Source organism: candidate division WOR-3 bacterium, assembly GCA_039804025.1.
Classification (GTDB): domain Bacteria; phylum Hydrothermota; class Hydrothermia; order Hydrothermales; family JAJRUZ01; genus JBCNVI01.
Genome location: JBDRZP010000033.1, coordinates 1 through 17,452 on the forward strand (window position 1 = coordinate 1; position 17,452 = coordinate 17,452).

At 26.7% G+C, this 17,452-nt stretch carries 23 protein-coding genes; 17 read left to right on the forward strand and 6 right to left on the reverse strand.

Annotated features, from left to right (window positions below):
- The 17 genes from ABIN73_09465 to ABIN73_09545 form a co-directional block, all read left to right on the forward strand.
- Positions 1-235 (forward strand): hypothetical protein (locus ABIN73_09465; GenBank protein ID MEO0269952.1); only part of this gene is annotated, 235 nt, incomplete at its 5' end.
- A gap of 356 nt (positions 236-591) precedes the next feature.
- Entirely contained in the window at positions 592-822 is a 231-nt protein-coding gene (locus tag ABIN73_09470; GenBank protein MEO0269953.1) for an Lrp/AsnC ligand binding domain-containing protein, read from the forward strand.
- 3 nt (positions 823-825) lie between these two features.
- A complete protein-coding gene (gene sixA / locus ABIN73_09475) occupies positions 826-1,299 on the forward strand; it encodes a phosphohistidine phosphatase SixA (GenBank protein ID MEO0269954.1) in 474 nt (157 codons plus the stop codon).
- Positions 1,284-1,805, forward strand: coding sequence for an RNA 2'-phosphotransferase (locus ABIN73_09480; GenBank protein MEO0269955.1), 522 nt, complete (start codon positions 1,284-1,286; stop codon positions 1,803-1,805). The genes sixA and ABIN73_09480 overlap by 16 nt, the downstream gene beginning before the upstream one ends.
- 121 nt (positions 1,806-1,926) lie before the next feature.
- The gene (locus tag ABIN73_09485; protein MEO0269956.1) at positions 1,927-2,433 is read left to right on the forward strand and encodes an ABC transporter ATP-binding protein; all 507 of its coding nucleotides are present in this window, start codon (positions 1,927-1,929) and stop codon (positions 2,431-2,433) included.
- Positions 2,434-3,630, forward strand: coding sequence for an FtsX-like permease family protein (locus ABIN73_09490; protein MEO0269957.1), 1,197 nt, complete (start codon positions 2,434-2,436; stop codon positions 3,628-3,630). It begins immediately after the preceding gene.
- The gene (locus tag ABIN73_09495; GenBank protein ID MEO0269958.1) at positions 3,621-4,829 is read left to right on the forward strand and encodes an FtsX-like permease family protein; all 1,209 of its coding nucleotides are present in this window, start codon (positions 3,621-3,623) and stop codon (positions 4,827-4,829) included. The genes ABIN73_09490 and ABIN73_09495 overlap by 10 nt, the downstream gene beginning before the upstream one ends.
- 10 nt (positions 4,830-4,839) lie before the next feature.
- A complete protein-coding gene (locus ABIN73_09500) occupies positions 4,840-5,538 on the forward strand; it encodes an outer membrane lipoprotein-sorting protein (GenBank protein MEO0269959.1) in 699 nt (232 codons plus the stop codon).
- Positions 5,535-6,446, forward strand: coding sequence for a hypothetical protein (locus ABIN73_09505; GenBank protein MEO0269960.1), 912 nt, complete (start codon positions 5,535-5,537; stop codon positions 6,444-6,446). The genes ABIN73_09500 and ABIN73_09505 overlap by 4 nt, the downstream gene beginning before the upstream one ends.
- A gap of 103 nt (positions 6,447-6,549) precedes the next feature.
- Entirely contained in the window at positions 6,550-6,906 is a 357-nt protein-coding gene (locus ABIN73_09510; GenBank protein ID MEO0269961.1) for a nucleotidyltransferase domain-containing protein, read from the forward strand.
- Positions 6,878-7,300 (forward strand): HEPN domain-containing protein, encoded by a 423-nt coding sequence (locus ABIN73_09515; protein ID MEO0269962.1) that lies wholly within the window; start codon positions 6,878-6,880, stop codon positions 7,298-7,300. The genes ABIN73_09510 and ABIN73_09515 overlap by 29 nt, the downstream gene beginning before the upstream one ends.
- Positions 7,293-7,772, forward strand: a complete 480-nt coding sequence (locus ABIN73_09520; protein ID MEO0269963.1) for a thioredoxin family protein — start codon at positions 7,293-7,295, stop codon at positions 7,770-7,772. The genes ABIN73_09515 and ABIN73_09520 overlap by 8 nt, the downstream gene beginning before the upstream one ends.
- 17 nt (positions 7,773-7,789) lie before the next feature.
- The gene (locus tag ABIN73_09525) at positions 7,790-8,854 is read left to right on the forward strand and encodes a permease (GenBank protein MEO0269964.1); all 1,065 of its coding nucleotides are present in this window, start codon (positions 7,790-7,792) and stop codon (positions 8,852-8,854) included.
- A gap of 13 nt (positions 8,855-8,867) precedes the next feature.
- Entirely contained in the window at positions 8,868-9,104 is a 237-nt protein-coding gene (locus ABIN73_09530; protein ID MEO0269965.1) for a thioredoxin family protein, read from the forward strand.
- A 49-nt stretch (positions 9,105-9,153) separates the two neighbouring features.
- On the forward strand, positions 9,154-9,648 hold the full coding sequence (locus ABIN73_09535) for a hypothetical protein (protein MEO0269966.1): 495 nt from the start codon (positions 9,154-9,156) through the stop codon (positions 9,646-9,648).
- A gap of 67 nt (positions 9,649-9,715) precedes the next feature.
- A complete protein-coding gene (locus tag ABIN73_09540) occupies positions 9,716-10,474 on the forward strand; it encodes a site-specific DNA-methyltransferase (protein MEO0269967.1) in 759 nt (252 codons plus the stop codon).
- A gap of 301 nt (positions 10,475-10,775) precedes the next feature.
- Positions 10,776-11,075 carry a hypothetical protein gene (locus ABIN73_09545; GenBank protein MEO0269968.1) on the forward strand — a complete coding sequence of 100 codons (300 nt, stop codon included), beginning with the start codon at positions 10,776-10,778 and terminating at the stop codon, positions 11,073-11,075.
- A 20-nt stretch (positions 11,076-11,095) separates the two neighbouring features.
- Here ABIN73_09545 and ABIN73_09550 read toward each other — a convergent pair whose 3' ends face one another.
- The 6 genes from ABIN73_09550 to ABIN73_09575 form a co-directional block, all read right to left on the reverse strand.
- On the reverse strand, positions 11,096-11,725 hold the full coding sequence (locus tag ABIN73_09550; GenBank protein ID MEO0269969.1) for an interleukin-like EMT inducer domain-containing protein: 630 nt from the start codon (positions 11,723-11,725) through the stop codon (positions 11,096-11,098).
- The gene (locus ABIN73_09555) at positions 11,713-13,491 is read right to left on the reverse strand and encodes a hypothetical protein (GenBank protein MEO0269970.1); all 1,779 of its coding nucleotides are present in this window, start codon (positions 13,489-13,491) and stop codon (positions 11,713-11,715) included. The genes ABIN73_09550 and ABIN73_09555 overlap by 13 nt, the downstream gene beginning before the upstream one ends.
- 45 nt (positions 13,492-13,536) lie before the next feature.
- The gene (locus ABIN73_09560) at positions 13,537-14,685 is read right to left on the reverse strand and encodes a DUF2130 domain-containing protein (protein ID MEO0269971.1); all 1,149 of its coding nucleotides are present in this window, start codon (positions 14,683-14,685) and stop codon (positions 13,537-13,539) included.
- A 1-nt stretch (position 14,686) separates the two neighbouring features.
- On the reverse strand, positions 14,687-15,850 hold the full coding sequence (locus tag ABIN73_09565; GenBank protein MEO0269972.1) for an AAA family ATPase: 1,164 nt from the start codon (positions 15,848-15,850) through the stop codon (positions 14,687-14,689).
- Between the two features lie 105 nt (positions 15,851-15,955).
- Positions 15,956-16,609 (reverse strand): peroxiredoxin, encoded by a 654-nt coding sequence (locus tag ABIN73_09570; GenBank protein ID MEO0269973.1) that lies wholly within the window; start codon positions 16,607-16,609, stop codon positions 15,956-15,958.
- Positions 16,610-16,773: 164 nt separating this feature from the next.
- Positions 16,774-17,004, reverse strand: coding sequence for a hypothetical protein (locus ABIN73_09575; GenBank protein MEO0269974.1), 231 nt, complete (start codon positions 17,002-17,004; stop codon positions 16,774-16,776).
- Between the last annotated feature and the right edge of the window lie 448 nt (positions 17,005-17,452).

The window sequence follows — 17,452 nt, forward strand, 5'->3', positions numbered from 1 at the left end:
TATTCATCATTTTTATGCAGTTTTTGTAAGTGGAGTAAGTGTTCCTTTTTTAATTAAAAATTTAGATTTAAAAATAAGGATATCAAGTTCATTTCTTAAATTTCATTATTACAATTGTTTATACTTAAAAATTTTAAATAAAAAACAAATAGAAAAGAGTAGAATGGAGGGTTATTTTTTAGATTCTCGACTTTTAAGTGGTCCGATTGTTGTTTCTCTTTTAATTAAAATATGAAGGAAAATATAGCATATTTAAAAGGGAAAGAACAAAACTTCAACTCTCATGCTATGGAATGATAAAAAAAGAATTTTGAAATAGTTTTAAAAGAAATAATTGAAAGAAAAAAATAAAAAAATTGAAATTCAGGATGAAATTAAAAATCTAAAATTAAGAGGAAACGGTGAGTTATATGAAGTTACTAACGGTCTTATATTAAAATAATAAGAGAAAGATTTATGAAAACTAAGGAACTTTTAGAGAAAAAATTAGAAGAACTAAAAAGAAAAGGACTTATTTAATAAAAAAAAATTTTTATTTTGGATATTAAGATTTGTTTTTTTTATAATAAAAATTAAAAAGGAGGTAAAAATATGGTAAAGGCATTTGTTCTTGTAAATGTTGAAGCAAGTAAACATATGGAAGTTCTTGAAAAAGTTAAAAAGATACAAGGTGTTCATGAAGCACATCTTGTAACAGGTTTACACGATTTAATTCTTTATGTTTCTGCTGATGATTTAAAATCCCTTGGCTCCCTTATAGTTAATGAAATTCAAAAAATAAAAGGAGTTCAAAGAACGGTTACCTGTATAGCAGTTGATTAAAAAGTGGAAAATATTTTCTTTTTAGTTCAGCATGGTGAAGCAAAATCTGAAATAGAAGATCCTGAAAGGCATTTAACAGAGAGAGGAAAAAAAGAAAGTGAAAAAGTTGCAAATTTTCTTTTAAAAATTAATTTAAAGCCTGATATAATAATACACAGTGGAAAGGTAAGAGCAAGAGAAACAGCAGAAATATTTTCAAAAATTTTAAATCCAGAAAAAAGAATTATTCAAGGTGAAAATCTTTCCCCTTTAGATGATCCAAAATTCTGGGGAGAAAGATTAAAAATTGAAAAAGAAAAAATTATGCTTATCGGGCATCTTCCCCATCTTTCAAAATTAACCTCCTTTCTTTTAATAAATGATGAAAATAGAGAAATTGTAAAATTCAGATATTCATCCTGTTTAATTCTTTTAAGAGAAGAAAAAAATTTTTATATAAAACTTTTTATAACACCGGAAGTTTGCGAGATAGGTTAATAAAATTAAGTAAAAAACTCTCATATATTTTAAGACACGATCCTTTAAAATTCGGTATAAATTTAGATAAAGATGGTTATGCTCTCATTGATGAGTTATGTGAAAAGGCAAAAATTAATAAAAATGATATTTTTGAACTTTTAAAAAGAGGGGGAAAGAAAAGGTTTGAAATAAAAGAAAATAAAATAAGGGCTTTGTATGGTCACAGTTTCATAAAAATAGAATATGAAGAAATTGAGCCACCAGAATTTTTATATCATGGAACAAAAAGAGCAAATTTAGAGAAAATCTTAAAAGAAGGGTTAAAGCCGATGAATAGGAAATATGTTCATTTATCAGTAAATAAAGAGGAAGCATTAAGGGTTGGTAAAAGACATGATAAAAACCCGGTTATCCTTTTAATTCTTTCAAAAGAAGCTTATAATAAAGGAATAAAATTTTTTAAATCAGGCGATATTTATTTCTGTGAATATCTGCCACCGCAATTTATAAAAGTTATTATTTAAGATAAATAATCTTTTTAAAAGTGTTAAAGTTTTTTGAATTAAATTCTATTATATAAATTCCTGAATTTAAATTTTTAAAATCAATTTTGCTTGACTTTCTTCCGAGTATATTATAATAGATATTCCCACAAAGGGAGAGGTGATATTTAAAAATGAATCCCTTTCAAATAAAAAACCTGATGAACTTGCCTTTTTAAGAAGAAATTATTTTGGATTTATATTTCAGACTTTCAATCTTATACCTGTCCTCACAGTCTATGAAAACATTGAAATTGCCCTGAACCTTAAATATAAAAATCTTAAAAGAAATGAAAAAGAGAAAAAAATAATGGAAATCCTTGAAGCAGTGGGACTTAAAGAAAAAAGAAATGTAAAACCTCTTGAATTATCAGGTGGTGAACAGCAGAGAGTATCAATTGCAAGAGCACTTGTGAAAGAACCTGAGTTTGTTCTTGCTGATGAACCGACAGCAAACCTTGATTCAAAAACAGGCTCAAACATAGTTGAACTTATGAGAAAACTTAACAAAGAAAAAAATGTAACATTTATATTTTCAACCCATGACCCTTTAATAATGCAGTATGCTGATAGAATAATTAAATTAAGAGACGGACTTTTAGAGGAATAAATGCTTAAACTTGCTATTAGGAATCTTTTAAGGCATAAGAGAAGAACTTTTTTAACACTTTCAATTCTTTCAGTTGCGATTTTATATTATGTATTCATTTCAGGACTTCTTGATGGATTTGAATTTGAATCAACAAAAAACTTTATAGAACTTGAAACTGCCCATCTCAAAATTACCCATAAAGATTTCAACGAGGAAACACTTAAAGAAAGGATAAAAAACTCTGATTTTATAATTGAAAAGATTAAAAATTATCATTTTATTAAAGATTTTACAAAGAGATTAAAAATTTATGGATTTCTTGATAACGGGATAGATGAGTATCCCGTTACGATTATAGGAGTTAACTGGGAGCAAGATACTCTTGTTTATAAAATAAATAAATATGCAAAATTAAATACTAAAAATGGAATTCTTATAGGAGAAGTAATAGCAGAAAAATTTGGGGTTAAAGAGGGTGATTATATATTTTTAAATTTCAGAACAAAAGAGGGAGTTTTTTTTTCAAAGGAAATGGAAATAAGAGGAATATTATCAACTCCCAGTTATTTTTTAAACAATCTTTATGTTATTGTGGATATTGATAGTTTGAATAACATAGGAAATTTTGAAGGAGAAATTAGTGAAATTTCTGTTGTTGTTGATGATTATAAAAAGTCTTTTGAATACAAGAATAAATTGATTAAAGATTTTAAAGAACTAAAAATAACAACATGGCAGGAGGAGGGTAAAGATTATTTAGAAATTAGTAAAACAAAGAAAGTGTTTCAGGTGATATTTATATTTTTTATAATTCTACTTGGTATAATTGGAACAACAAATACTCTTATGATCGCAGTCTTTGAAAGAATAAAAGAAATAGGAACTTTGAAATCCCTTGGAATGAAAGATTCAGAAATAAAAAGAATGTTTATCACAGAAGGGATATTGATTGGTCTTTTTGGAACAACTTTAGGAGTTATTATTGGTGTTTTAATTAATTTTTATTTTGTAAAACATGGAATAGATTGGTCTCCTTTGCTTCCAAAAGATATAAATCTTGCCTACAGGGTTAGTGGTGTAGTAAAAAGTGCATGGAATATTTCAAGTATTATTATTTCTTTTATAATAGGACCTTTTTCAACATTAATTGCAAGTTATATTCCTGCGAGAAGAGCAGGTAAATTAACCCCTGCGGAGTGTTTAAGATGGACATAATAAAGATGGCTTTTAAAAATTTGTTCAGGAATTCAAGAAGAAGTTTACTGACATCTCTTTCCCTTCTTGTTGCAGGCTTTGTTGTTGTAGTTCTCCATGGATATGTTACGGGTTTCTTAAAAGGTATGAAAAATAATATAATAAACTGGATGAGTGGTCATATAACAATAGCAAAAGAGGAATATTTTTCAAGGAAAATTTTTATTCCACAGGAAGAATATATTGAAAATTTAGAGGAAATAGAAAAAAAATTAAAAGAATTTAAATATATATCATTTTATACAGAAAGATTAAAATCACAGGGGCTAATTTTTAAAAAGGATATAAACAAACCTGTTTTAATAATTGGAATGGATTCAGAAAAAGAGAAAAAGATACTTGAACTTGATAAAAAAATAATTAAAGGGATATATGAGTTGAAAGAAGGGGCATTAATAGGTAAAGAATTATCAAGAAGTTTAAATTTAAATGTTGGAGACACTATTATAATAATTGCAAAAACAGTTCTTGGGGGTTTAAACGGAATAAAGATAAAAATAAATGGTATAATAAATGCTGGATTTTCAGAATTTGACAAAAGACTTGTAATAATTTCAATTTCAAATATGAAAAAACTCCTTAAAATGAAAGAGGGTGCTCATGAGATAGTTGTTTTATTAAAAAATGAGAACAAGATTAATGATTTTATAAAAAAATTTAAATTAAATGGAATAACTGCAAGAGACTATATACAGGAACTCGGAACCTTTTCCTTTTATTTTAAACTTGCAACAAATATTTACTATTTCATCTATTTTTTGATAATTTTACTTGCAACTTTTACTGTAATAAATACGATGACAGTTGCTGTTTTTGAAAGATTAAGGGAAATAGGAACATTGAAAGCAATTGGAATGAAAGATAGTGAAATTTTTTCCCTTTTCGGATTGGAAGGAATTATGCTTGGAACATTTGGTGGAGTTATAGGTTCAATTTTAGGATGGTTTACAAATATTTTCTTAAATTTAAAGGGAATAAATGTGGAGAATATTGCAAAGGGTATGAATATTGCTATTCCTTATGTTATAAAATTTGAAGCAAATTTTCATATTGTAATTTTTGCAATTTTTTTAATAATAATTATCTGTGCTATTGTTAGCACAATTCCAGCCCTTTATGCAAAAAAACTTTCACCACAGGAAACCTTAAGACAAGTATAAGGAGGAAAAAATGAAATTTTTAATCCTGATATTTTTTTCAATAAATGCAGATGATATTTTGAATAAATTGAGGGAAGATAGAAAAATTGAAAGTTCAAAATTTTATGCAAAAATTGAAATAGTTAAAGGGAAGAGAATTTTATTTAAAGAGTTTGAAGGATTTAGCAAAGGTTCTGATTTTTACATAGTATTTAAAAATCCTGAAGATAAAGATGTTAAATACCTTAAGATAAAAAATGATTTATACATATACATTCCTGATATAGATGATGTTGTGAGGATTTCAGGGGATATGTTAAAAGAATCTTTTATGGGGACAGATTTATCCTATGAGGATTTAATGCAGGAAGACCCATTGAGATATTATAAGACTTTAAATTTTAAAGATACTGTTATAAATGGAGATTCTCTTTATTTTATGGAAATTGTTGATACAACAAAAAGGGCTCCTTATTATTCTATAAATTTATTTATTGAAAAGAAAAATATTCTCGTAAAGAAAGAGGAATTATTTACAAAAAATGGGAGGAAAATAAAAGAAATTGAAATTCTTGATTATAAAAAAATTAAAGAAAAGTTTTATCCTGTATCTTATATAATGAGGGATTTGAGATTAAAAAATTCTTACACAAGGGTAATTCTTGAGAAAATTGAAATTGATATAAATTTAAAGGATGAGATTTTCAAACTTGAACATTTAAGAAAGTGAAAATTCTCCTGCTTTTATTTTCCTTATCACCAAAAATAAATTTAGATTTATTTTCTATATATAACATTAACTCTAAGGATTATTATGCTTTGATTAAACCAGACTTTATTTTCTCGGAAAGAATAGACGACTTCAGATTCTATTTTAACGGTGGTTTTTATTATTTAAGAATCAAAAAATATGAAGAATTTAAATGGAAACTTTATCAAATCTATTTAAAATTTTATAAAGAAAGAGTTGAATCTAAAATAGGTAGAATAGTTTTTATTCCTGGCTTTTTAGGAATTTTCAATCCCTTTTATAAAGGGTTAAACTTTGAAACAATATCAACAATTTATGAAGGTGATAACGGTTTATTTTTTAGATATAACCATATTCTATCACCAACGATTTTTTTGTATGAAAATAAAACTTTCAAGAAGATAAATTATTTTTTTCAATTAGAAAATAATTCTGGAAGATTCACAAATGGTCTTTATTTTCATTTGAAGGAAAAAATCGGGATAGGTTTTTTTACAGGTTATTTTTCAATCTATACATTTAAAATAAATTTTTTAAAAGAAGAAGATAATTTTAAATTGAATGCTTTACTTGAAAAAAGAATAAAAAGTATTATTTTTGATTTTAATTTTTATTATTCTAATAAAGGAGAGATTTTAAATTTACCAGGTTTTTCTCTTTTTTCAAAAAATATTTTCTCTTTTGAATTAAAATTTCCTGAGAAAATTTTTGAAATACCTTATTTTTTAATAATCTATGACCGTTCAAACAATATACCTTTAATAGTATTTGATTATAAATATATTTTCTCAAATAAAATTTCTTCTGAAATTGGAATTTTGTATTATTTCATGAATAAAAAATCAAGTCTATCAATATTTGCAGGTATAAGGTATATTTTAATTTAATGAGTGTAATATCCCTTTTAACATAAAAACAATCGCCGAATTATTTTATTTAATAAATTGATACTGTTTGAATTGTGCTATTTCTGGAAATTAAAATTTAAATATGAATTATGAAAGTATTGAGAAAAAGAGGAAAGAGTATGTTAATCTTTTAGAAAAGTCATTAAAAATAGTTAAAGAGAGATTAAAAGATAAAGTTGAAAAAATAATTGTTTTTGGCTCTTATTTTAAAAGAAAGGATTTATTTACTGATCTGGATTTACTCATAATAATGGAAACAGATAAACCGTTTATTGAGAGAATTAAAGAAATTTATTCTTTACTCCATTTACCTGTTGATGCGGATATTCTTTGTTATACTCCTTCTGAAATTGAAAAGTTAAAAGAGAGAAATTTTTTTAAAAAAATTTTAAAGGAAGGGAAAATCCTTTATGAGAAAAGAAAAAATAGAAGAAGGTAAGAGATGGCTTGAACAGGCAATCATAGATTTAAAATGGGCAAAAAGAATTGCAAAAGAAGGAGGATATTATCTCTCATGTTTTCTTGCACAGCAGGCAGGTGAGAAGGCATTAAAAGGTTTTCTCTATGCAAAAGGGGAAGAAATTGTGATAGGCCATTCAATAGAAAGGTTATGTACTTTCGCATCCAAATATGATAAAAATTTTTTAAATAAAATAAAAAAATGGGCTATCCTTGATGGTTATTATGTTCCTACAAGATATCCAAATAGTTTACCTGATAGCATACCTGCAAGGGTTTATACAATGGATGCTGCAAATAATGCTTTAAAACTAGCTGAAGAGATTATAGACTATATTAAAAGAAAATTTAAGGGAGAAGATAAAAATGATTGAAAAAATTAAAGTTAAAGGAATTGAGGTAGGAATTAAAGGGCTTAAAGAGATTTTTGAAATTGTAAAGGGTATGAATATTTCTGAGGAAGAAAAGAAAAAGGAGATTCTAAAAAGGGTTAAAAGTGAGAATTATATCCCTTCAGAGGCAGAAAAGGACTTTGAAGAATCTCTATGGAAAGAATTTAGAAGATATCTCGGGGAGAAAATAGAGGATGAGGAAAGTCCTTTTATGGAGATTAAAGTGATTGGTGCAGGATGCCCAAGATGCAAAGCTTTATTAGAGGAAACAAAGAATGCTTTAACAGAGCTTGGAATGAGTGTAAATTTAGAATATGTTACTGATATAAGAGAATTTTCAAAATATGGTGTTATGGTTACTCCTGCCCTTATAATAAATAAAAAGATTGTTTCAAGCGGGAAAGTTTTAAAAAAAGAAGAAATAAAAAAGTTAATTCTTCAGTTTAAAAAATGAAACAAAAAGGAGGATAAATGAAATTTTTATGGAATCTAATACTTTCAGGTCTTCTGGCTTTGAAAGAATATATAGCACTTCATGTTCTAACCTGTCTTATCCCTGCATTTTTACTTGCAGGTGCAATTGTTACCTTTCTTTCAAAGGATGTTATTTTAAAATATCTTGGGGGAAGTGCTAAGAAAATAATTTCTTTCCCCCTTTCAGCAATTTCTTCAATCTTCCTTGCAGTCTGTTCATGCACAGTAATTCCAATTGCAGCAGGTATATATTTCAGAGGCGGAGGAATAGGACCTGCTTTTATATTTTTATGGGTTGCTCCTGCTTCAAATATACTTGCTTTAATATATACAGGTGCAATAATCGGATACGATATGGCTCTTTCAAGGATAATTGTTGCATTTTTTATGAGTTTTTTAATTGGACTACTTATGACATGGATTTTTATAAAGGAAGAAAAGGAAAGGGTTAAAGAATTTGCTATTATAGACACTGAAAATGAAAAAGTTTCAATAATAAAAAAGAAAGATTTTATACTTTTGATACTTTTAGTAATTACACTTCTTGCTCCAAATTATCTTGTTCCAAAGGGTCCTTATTTTAAAAAGGTTATTGTATTTTTAATATTTTCAGGAATAACATTTTTATATGCTTTCATTTTCAAGACAAAAGAGGAAATTTTAAAATGGCTTAATGAGACCCTCTGGTTTGTAAAAATAATATTTCCACTTTTACTTCTTGGTGTTTTCATAGTTGGTATATTAGGAGGAATTTTGAAAAGGGAATGGATTGAACCTTTACTTGGTGGAAATAGAATCCTTTCATCATTTTTTGCAACAATAATTGGTGCATTGAGTTATTTTGCAACATTAACTGAAGCCCCATTTGTTCATACTTTAATGAAGTTTGGTATGGGTAAAGGACCAGCCCTTGCCCTTCTTTTAACAGGACCTGGTGCTTCATTACCAAATTTTTTAGCAATTTCAAGGATTTTTGGATTAAAAAAGGCGATAACATATGCAATTTTAATAATTATATTTGGGACATTTTCAGGATGGTTTATAGGGAATTTTATATTTTAAAAGGAGGTTTATTATGGAGATAAAAATTTTAGGATCAGGTTGTCCTAAATGCCAAACCCTTGAAAGACTTGCAAAAAGAGCAGTTGAAGAACTTGGTTTGGAAGCAAAGATAGAACATATAAAAGATCCAAAAGAAATTGCAAAATATACCTTTACAACTCCTGCCCTTCTTGTAAATGGAAAATTGAAAATTCAGGGAGTCCCTTCTTATGAAAAAGTTAAGGAAATAATAGAGGAGGAGATAAAATAAAGTAAAAATTATGAAAATAAAAAACCTAAAGTGGTTGTTTATTTTATTCGTGTTCCTTAAAATCGGATTTGCAGATGATGTTAAAGATAATAAAAAGGTTGACAAAAATATTATTCCCCTTTCTGTATATTTAGAAATTGTAAAATTATCGGATTTAGTAATTACCTCTTTAAATTTTGATTCGCGAATCTTTCCAAATCTTGCATTGGGAATTGGTTATTTTCCTATCTGGGCATTCTGGCTATATGGATATTGGGGTCGATTTTCAATTCATTATATCACAAATAAAGAGAAATTCTTTTCCTGCGAATTTAGCCTTTTTTTAAGTTACATAAATATTTATGATCTCTTATTTAAAGAAGAAATGAATTGCTTGCTTTTGACACCCGGTTTTGGAAGTAGATACCAGCCGAAAAATGTTGGGTTATTTTTCCGTTTCTCGTGGATTCCTTTTTCTATTAATTTGATAAATGTTAAAAAAAATAAAGACAGGTTCTATTTTGTTCCTTTAAGTTTAACCATTGGATTAGGACTGAATTTTTAAAATTTTGAAATATAAAAAATATTTGATTTTTTTTCACCTTTTGGCTTATGATCATAAATGACGAACTATGCAAAAGATAAAAGAAGAAAATAAAAAAATTGGGAGTATAGGTAAATTTCAATTAGATGAAATATATTGTGGAGATGCTCTTGAACTTATAAAGGAAATACCTGATGAGGTAATAGATTTAATAATTACTGATCCACCTTTTGCAATTGATTTCAAAGCAAAAAAGAATAACTATAATAGAACACAAAAAAGGGTCCTTGAGGGATATGTTGAAATACCAAAAGAAAAATATTATAAATTCACTCTTAATTGGATGAGAGAATGTTATAGAATTTTAAAACCCTCCGGCAGTATGTACGTATTTTCTGGCTGGACAAACTTAAAGGATATTCTGAATGCAATTGATGAAGTGGGATTTATAACAATAAATCATTTGATTTGGAAATATCAATTTGGTGTATTTACTAAAAGAAAATATGTTACAAGTCATTATCATATATTATTTGTAGTTAAAGATGAAAACAAGTATAAGTTTAATAAAATTGAGCATTATCCTGAAGATGTATGGATAATAAATAGAGAATACTGGACAGGAAAAATTAAAACACCAACAAAGTTGCCCTTAGAGCTTGTTAAAAAAATTATACTTTTCAGTAGCGACGAGGGAGATATCGTTTTTGATCCATTTTTTGGTTCCGGAACAGTTCTCGTGGCAGCAAAAATTTTAAAAAGACATTATTTAGGATTTGAAATAGTGAGAGAGTATTATAATCTCGCCAAACAAAGATTATTAAATGCTCAAACCAGTTTATTTTGAGAAAACAAGAAAAAAATTTCAAGAAATAAAGAAAAGGATAGAAAGCCCAGATTCAAAAGAAAAGTTAAAAGAATTTGAAAGAGCTTTATAAAAATTACTCTATGAATATGATACAGCAAATTGGGAAAATAGGTTTGTAGTAGGTGGCGCATTAGAGATTTTATTTTGTGCCTTATTAAATTCTTTAGGTTTTAAAACTGAGCTGTTAAGAGAAACAAGGTATGATATTAATATTGATGGATTATCATTTTCCTTAAAAAGTAGTTTTACTTCTTCAGGGGATATAAGACTTATAAATATATTGGGTGAAGAAAAAGTTAAATGGGAAGAACCTACATTATTTTTCATAAGTGAATTAGGAATATGTTATTTAGATCCTGAAATGAATTTAAAAACAAAACATACAAGTGATGCTTTGACTATTAATGTAAAAGAAATCAAAGAGTTTATTGAGAAAAACAAAAGATGGAATATTAATATATCCATACCAAGGAAAAAAACACCGGTAAAAATAACCAAAACAGCAAGCTATGATGTTGTAAAATCTCTATTGGAAGAAATCAATAGTAAATTTTTAAAGAATCATTTACCTAAATTTTAATAAAAATTTTTCATTTTTAATTAATTGTTCAATTTTATTTTAGCAAATATTATTCTATCAGGCGAAAGTTCCTCAAAAACAGGGAAAAATTCAGAACCTTTTTTCTTTACAACAAAAATATAACTATACCTGTATTTACCTGTTAAAGAAAATCTTGACCCCATTTTTTTGAATAAATTATCAAGTCTTTCATTCCAGTTTGAGGTAGCTTCATCCCTTATACCAAAAAATAAAAGTGCATCTTCTTTTATATTTGTCAAATAATTAAATAAACTGTCAGCATTTTCTTTTTTACCCGAAACATCAAAACACTTTATATCCATATCTTTATAATCTCGTAAAGGAATCTTTACAACATACATCCCCCTTTCTCCTCCTATAAATTTATATTTTTCAAATGCAAAAATAAATAAAGAGTATTTAAGTCTTATTGAATTAGACCCAGATGAAATTATTCTATAAATTTTTCCACTATTATCTTTTTTAACATTATATTTTTTAACCTTTAAAGATACAAAAAAATAAAGAAAACTTTCCCTAAACTTCATCGTAGAGTTAATGGGGTAAGGAGAAAATAAAAAATGTATGATAAACACTAAACCTGAAATTAATGTTATAAAATTCTTTTTAATGAAATTTATTTTTCCCATAAACAAATATTTTTATCCTCATAAACTTTTTTAAAATCTTCAATTCTTATACCAGGGGAAGTTATAACTTTATGATAATATTTCAAATCTTCTTCTTTTTCAACTTTATCTAAATAAATTAAAAAATTATTTCTCAAAATTAAACCAAGCAATATATTAGGAGTAGATGAAAGGTTCCATATTCCTATTTTGTCATATTTTTGTATATAGAAATACAGGTTAGAATAACCTGTTTTTATTTCTGGGGGGATATAAATAATATCAAAAGAATTATTATCATAAGAAAAAAGGGAGGAAAAAGGAGTAAGAATAATTCTTTCATGGATCCCTTCAATAAAAGAAAAAAAGGTAAAAAGAGTGATAAGTTTTTTTATATTTTCTTGTTTATACCTTTCCCATACATATAATGTTCCTATAAAAGCAACAAAAGGTAAATAAATATGAAATCTTGGCCACCACCTATAAGGACCAGTTAAATAAAATAAAAATGTGAAAAAAAGAACTTTTAAAAATTTTTTTTCTTTGTTTTTTATAGATAAAAAAATAAAAAGAAAAAAGGGAATTAATCCCAAAGAAATAAATAAGTGACCAAATCCACCCATACGATTGTCGTATATGTAATGTTTGTTCTTCTCATCACTGAACTCTAACAAACATTTAAAAATAATGAAGGGGTCATATGTGAAGGTAGGGAAATAATCAACCTGTTTGGGTACATCTATGTCTCCTTTAAATAATTCCCTTCTTGAAATTTTTATTGAATATGGATAAAGGGGATTTCCTGTGAGATAAAAATTATAAAGATAATGATAAAAAGATGTAATAAGGCATAAAAACAACATAATTAAAAGTAAAAATTTTCTTCTCTTTAAAATTAACACCACTATCCCATATATCAAAAATAAACCGAAAATAGGAAGAAAACTTAATTTTGAACCAACACCTATTGAGAGAGATATTGCTGGAAAGAATATGTTATAAGGAAATTTTAATAATAAAAGATTTAAAAAAATTAGAAAAATTGAACCACATTCAATATCTATGTAAGCACACCCTGCCTGATTTGGAATGATAGGTATACTTAAGACAGAAATTATGTAAATGGATTTTTCCCTTGGGATGTTTAATTTTCTTAAAACTGAATAAACTGATAGAACACCAAAAATTAAAAAGGGAAAATGAATTACAAGCAAACCTTTATCTGTATTTGTAAATAGATAATAATAAGAAAATAAAACTTCAACATTTTTCGGAAAATACATATGAGGATGTAAATTCAGAAAGTTAATTGGAAGAACCCCTTTTTCTAAAATAATTCTTGAAACTATAGGTAAATGGTATACATAACTATCCCAACCCTGTGGAGGATACAAAAGGGTAAATCTTAAAAGAAGAATAAATTCAAAAAAAATTATTAAAAAAAGTATTAAAAATAAACGGTCTTTTTTTAAAAAAAGAACTAAAATTTTAAACAGGTCTTTAATTTCATGGTAGGTATAAGTAAAGCTTTCTTTTATTCTGAATTTATAAATAGAAAAAAACAATAATAGAATTAAAAGAAAAATTAAAACTGTTTTGAATTCGTAAATGTGTATAAAACCAGAAAGTGCAAAAATTCCTAAAATAGAAGTTAGATAGATTGCAAAACCACATACTAATCTATCAATAAATGAAAATTTTTCTCTTAAAAAATAAAAAAATCTTAATATTGAAAAATAAAAGGCAAGATTTAAAATTAAAAAGCAGAGAAATGACAGATTGAACATATTATTAAAAAATTTTTAAAAAACCTTATACATCTTTAATTTGAATTATTTTTCTTCCAACATTAAAAATTTTCTGTCTTCAAGTTCTTTTATTTCTGGAATTTTTTCTCCTGCTATTGCCTTTATTGAACCATAAAATCTTAAAAGATTATCAAGAATTTTCTGTAACTGTTTTTCCCTTTCTGCCCAAATAATCTGCATTTTTTTTCTTTCCTCAATATAACTTTTATAAAGTGTTGTAAAACCATCTATAAAAGCTCCGAATTGATTCTTGAATTCATTTCCTGTTAAATAATCATAAAGCATTGACATCTTTGTTTCTTTATTCTCTTTAGAAATTTTTAAATAATTCATTTCAATCAGAAAATGTCTCAAAATATATGAGAGAGGTTTTAATTCAAAGAAATTACAAATCCAAACTCCATCCTTATAAAAAAATGAATCACTTTCCTTTGGCATTGTTTCTGTTACTATAACTAAAATATCTGCATTTAAGCTTAGATTATCTTCTTTTAACTTTGTTATCCATCTGTTGTCAAAAGTTTTTGTCCTTTTACTTTCATAATAAATTTTACCACATTCCATACCTTTTTCATTCCTTACAATTTGAATCACATCAGCCCCATACTGCCCTTTACTAACTCTTCTAACTTCATCAAAAGGGTATTGATTTTTTAAAAATTTTTCAATTTCTATTTCCTGTATTTCACCCTTTAATTCACCTGAAACCTTTTCAGCTTTCTCCTGAGCTTCCTCAAGTTTTTTCTTTAAGTCCTCAATTATTTTATCCTTTTCTTTCATTTCAAAATAAATTTTTTCATTTAGTTCCTTTTTTATCCTTTCTCTTTCCTCCATAATTCTCTGGGAAAATTCTTTTTCCTTTTCAAAAATAATCATTTCCTTTAATTCCTCTTTTTCTCTTTTTAATCTTTCAAGTTCTGCTTCTAATCTGTAATAATCCTTAATTTTTTCAGTTTTCTCCCTTAATTCTTTTTCAAGTTTTTTTATATATTCTGCTTTTTCTTCCTCAAGCTTTCTTTTTATTTCTTCTTCAATTTTTTCTTTTTCAATTTTCATTTTTGTTTTTAATTCACTTTCAATCTTTTCCTTTAATTCTTTCTCAATCTGTTCATAAAGTATTTCATTTACATCAATTTTTGTTCCGCACTTTGGACATATAATTATGTTTTTCATACTATTCTCCTTTTTTATATATAATTTTTGTTTTTATATTTTCTTTGACACTATCAATTATCACTTTACCTTTTTTATTTTTTCCGAATATGTCAAAGGCAACTTTTTCCAGTTCTTTTAAAAGAACACTCTCGATTCCTCTTGCTCCAACACCTTTTTCAAGTGCTCTATCAACAATAAAATCTTTTAATCTTTCCTTTAATACAAGTTCAAAACCTTCAAGCTTAAATTCATTTCTTAATTTCTCTATTTTTAAATCTAAAATTTCTTTAAGTGTTTCTCTATCAAGAGGTTCAAAAGGGATAATTCTCTGAAATCTTGCAATAAGTTCAGGTAAAAAACCATATTTGAAGAAGTTATAAACATCCTCTTCTTCTCCTTTCAGTTTATAGGCAATAACATTACCACTTTCATCAATTTCCTTTAAAAAACCAATATCCTTCTCCAAAAATTCTTTTGAAAAACCACTGAAAGCACCAATTGCTACAAATAAGATATCCCTTGTATTTATTTTTCCTTCAACAGAGTGGTCTTCACCGTATTCAGAAATTCCATGCTCTAAAAGTTTTAATAGTTCTCTCTGGACTCCATAACCTGAAACATCCTTTTGTGTTCCTGCCCCTGCAAACCTTAAATTACTTGTAGAGCCTGCTATTTTATCAAATTCATCAATAATAATTGCTCCAATCTGTGCTAAATATTTGTTTCCTCTTGCTGCTTCAATCAATTTGTATGGAATATTTATAACATTTTCACCCACATAACCTGTTTCACTGTATTTTGTTATATCAATTATCACATAGGGTATTTTTAAAATTTTACCGAAAAGAAGTTCCATTATATAAGTTTTTCCACAACCTGTTGGTCCCATAAAAATGTAATTTACTTTTTCTGGCAAACTCTCAGGAGGAATTTTATGAACATAAATCATCTTTATTCTTCTTAAATGCCTATAAACTGCTACACAAACCATCTTTCTTGCATCTTTTTGACCCCTGTACCCTTCCTTTTCTAAAAGATTATAAAGATCCTGAGGAGAATATTCTGGAAGATTTTTTATAAATTTTTCAAAAACTTCCCTTCTGTAAGAATCAAGTGACTCTGCTTTTTTTAATAAATATAAGAAGTCATCCTGTTCCTCATGTTTGAAATCCTTTTCTTTCATTATATTATTTTAGAAAAATTTAAACAAAAAATTCAAAATTAATAAAAAAGGGATTTAAACCCTTATTTTAAAGAATTAAATATAAATTATGGAAAAATTAAAAATTTAGGATTTGGCTTTTATTTCTTTATAACAAAACCACCAGTCAAAGTTTTCGTATTTCTTTTTTCTATATTCTGCTGTTTTTATGTCAGAAGCAGGTGGCAATATTACTTTATCTCCGATAATTTCATTGTTAGGCCAATTAGCCGGCATGGCAACTTTTTCTGAATCCGCAATTTGAAATGCTTTCACCATTCTCAAAATCTCATCTATATTTCTTCCCAGCTCAGGAGGATAGTATAAAATTGCTCTAATTATTCCCTCAGGATCAACAATAAAAACACCTCTTACTGTATTTTTCCCTCTTTGGGGATGTATCATACCAAGCAATTCTGCAATTTCACCTCTTTCATCAGCAATTATTGGAAATTCTATCTCAATATTAAGTTTTTCTTTTATCCATTCAATCCACTTTATATGGGAATAAACCTGATCAAGGGAAAGACCAATGAGTTCCACATTGTTCTCTTTAAATTCTTTATACCTTTTCTGAAAAGCATAGAATTCTGTGGTACATACAGGTGTAAAATCCGCGGGATGAGAAAAAAGGATAAACCATTTTCCTTTATAATCTTTTGGTAAATTTATTTTACCATGAGTTGTTTGAACTTCTATTTCAGGTAATTTATCTCCAATCATTATTAATTTTTTCTCCATTTTTTAACCTCCTTTTTAAATTTTTTTTTAAATTTTAAATGATTACAAATATTATACAATTTCAAATACAAAATTTCAAGAAAATGTAGAATACCATAACATTTTAGACTGATAAGGATTATTAATATATGTTTTTAAAAAATAATCAAGGGGAGAAAAATTATTTAAAGATTTATGGGGTTTAAATTGAATTTTTCTGGCTCAATAAGATCTTCAGGAGTACCTACTACAAAATGTTCTTGTATATTCCTCTTTAAATCTTTCAACATAAGCATTTTCTTTATAAAATCTTTTGCATTTTCACTCGTTAAAGATTTGTAAGTATAAGCAAAACCAAACTTCGTATTTAAGAGAACTGCACAGAAAATATACCTTTGCTTTACCCGTTTTTGCATAAAAAGATATTTTTGCTTTTGGATTTGGTATTTTAATAGTAGATGCAGAAAGAGATTTTATCTTTCTTTCCTCACAAAATTTATCAAGAAGCACTTTCAGAGTATCCTGCCTCATTCTGGGACACTTCCCACTTTTTCCTTTTTATAAATTCAACTATTTCAGGATAAAGAGTTTTTGTCTTCTCCTTATAGGTGTTCTTGATTTAGGAATAAGTGATTCTATTTTCCTTTTACGATTACCTAAATTTCTTTTTCCATAAATAAACCGCAATTCTTCTTAACTCCAAAATTATCCTTTGTTGCCTTGTTGCCTATTTTTCAAAAAATTTGATAATTAATTTCCCTCAATTTTTCCTCTCTATCATTATTTTTTAAACTTTTTTCTTTTTCATATTTTAATCTTAAAGCAAAATATTTCGCACCCTAAAGGGTGCGGCTACCATAAAAT

Excerpts from the sequence above, each read along its gene's own strand:
- ABIN73_09470 (MEO0269953.1), top strand. The coding sequence starts at position 592 with ATGGTAAAGGCATTTGTTCTTGTAAATGTTGAAGCAAGTAAACATATG.
- ABIN73_09490 (MEO0269957.1), top strand. The coding sequence starts at position 2,434 with ATGCTTAAACTTGCTATTAGGAATCTTTTAAGGCATAAGAGAAGAACT.
- ABIN73_09495 (MEO0269958.1), top strand. The coding sequence starts at position 3,621 with ATGGACATAATAAAGATGGCTTTTAAAAATTTGTTCAGGAATTCAAGA.
- ABIN73_09500 (MEO0269959.1), top strand. The coding sequence starts at position 4,840 with ATGAAATTTTTAATCCTGATATTTTTTTCAATAAATGCAGATGATATT.
- ABIN73_09510 (MEO0269961.1), top strand. The coding sequence starts at position 6,550 with ATGAATTATGAAAGTATTGAGAAAAAGAGGAAAGAGTATGTTAATCTT.
- ABIN73_09515 (MEO0269962.1), top strand. The coding sequence starts at position 6,878 with ATGAGAAAAGAAAAAATAGAAGAAGGTAAGAGATGGCTTGAACAGGCA.
- ABIN73_09520 (MEO0269963.1), top strand. The coding sequence starts at position 7,293 with ATGATTGAAAAAATTAAAGTTAAAGGAATTGAGGTAGGAATTAAAGGG.
- ABIN73_09525 (MEO0269964.1), top strand. The coding sequence starts at position 7,790 with ATGAAATTTTTATGGAATCTAATACTTTCAGGTCTTCTGGCTTTGAAA.
- ABIN73_09530 (MEO0269965.1), top strand. The coding sequence starts at position 8,868 with ATGGAGATAAAAATTTTAGGATCAGGTTGTCCTAAATGCCAAACCCTT.
- ABIN73_09540 (MEO0269967.1), top strand. The coding sequence starts at position 9,716 with ATGCAAAAGATAAAAGAAGAAAATAAAAAAATTGGGAGTATAGGTAAA.
- ABIN73_09550 (MEO0269969.1), bottom strand. The coding sequence starts at position 11,725 with ATGGGAAAAATAAATTTCATTAAAAAGAATTTTATAACATTAATTTCA.
- ABIN73_09555 (MEO0269970.1), bottom strand. The coding sequence starts at position 13,491 with ATGTTCAATCTGTCATTTCTCTGCTTTTTAATTTTAAATCTTGCCTTT.
- ABIN73_09560 (MEO0269971.1), bottom strand. The coding sequence starts at position 14,685 with ATGAAAAACATAATTATATGTCCAAAGTGCGGAACAAAAATTGATGTA.
- ABIN73_09565 (MEO0269972.1), bottom strand. The coding sequence starts at position 15,850 with ATGAAAGAAAAGGATTTCAAACATGAGGAACAGGATGACTTCTTATAT.
- ABIN73_09570 (MEO0269973.1), bottom strand. The coding sequence starts at position 16,609 with ATGGAGAAAAAATTAATAATGATTGGAGATAAATTACCTGAAATAGAA.
- ABIN73_09575 (MEO0269974.1), bottom strand. The coding sequence starts at position 17,004 with ATGCAAAAACGGGTAAAGCAAAGGTATATTTTCTGTGCAGTTCTCTTA.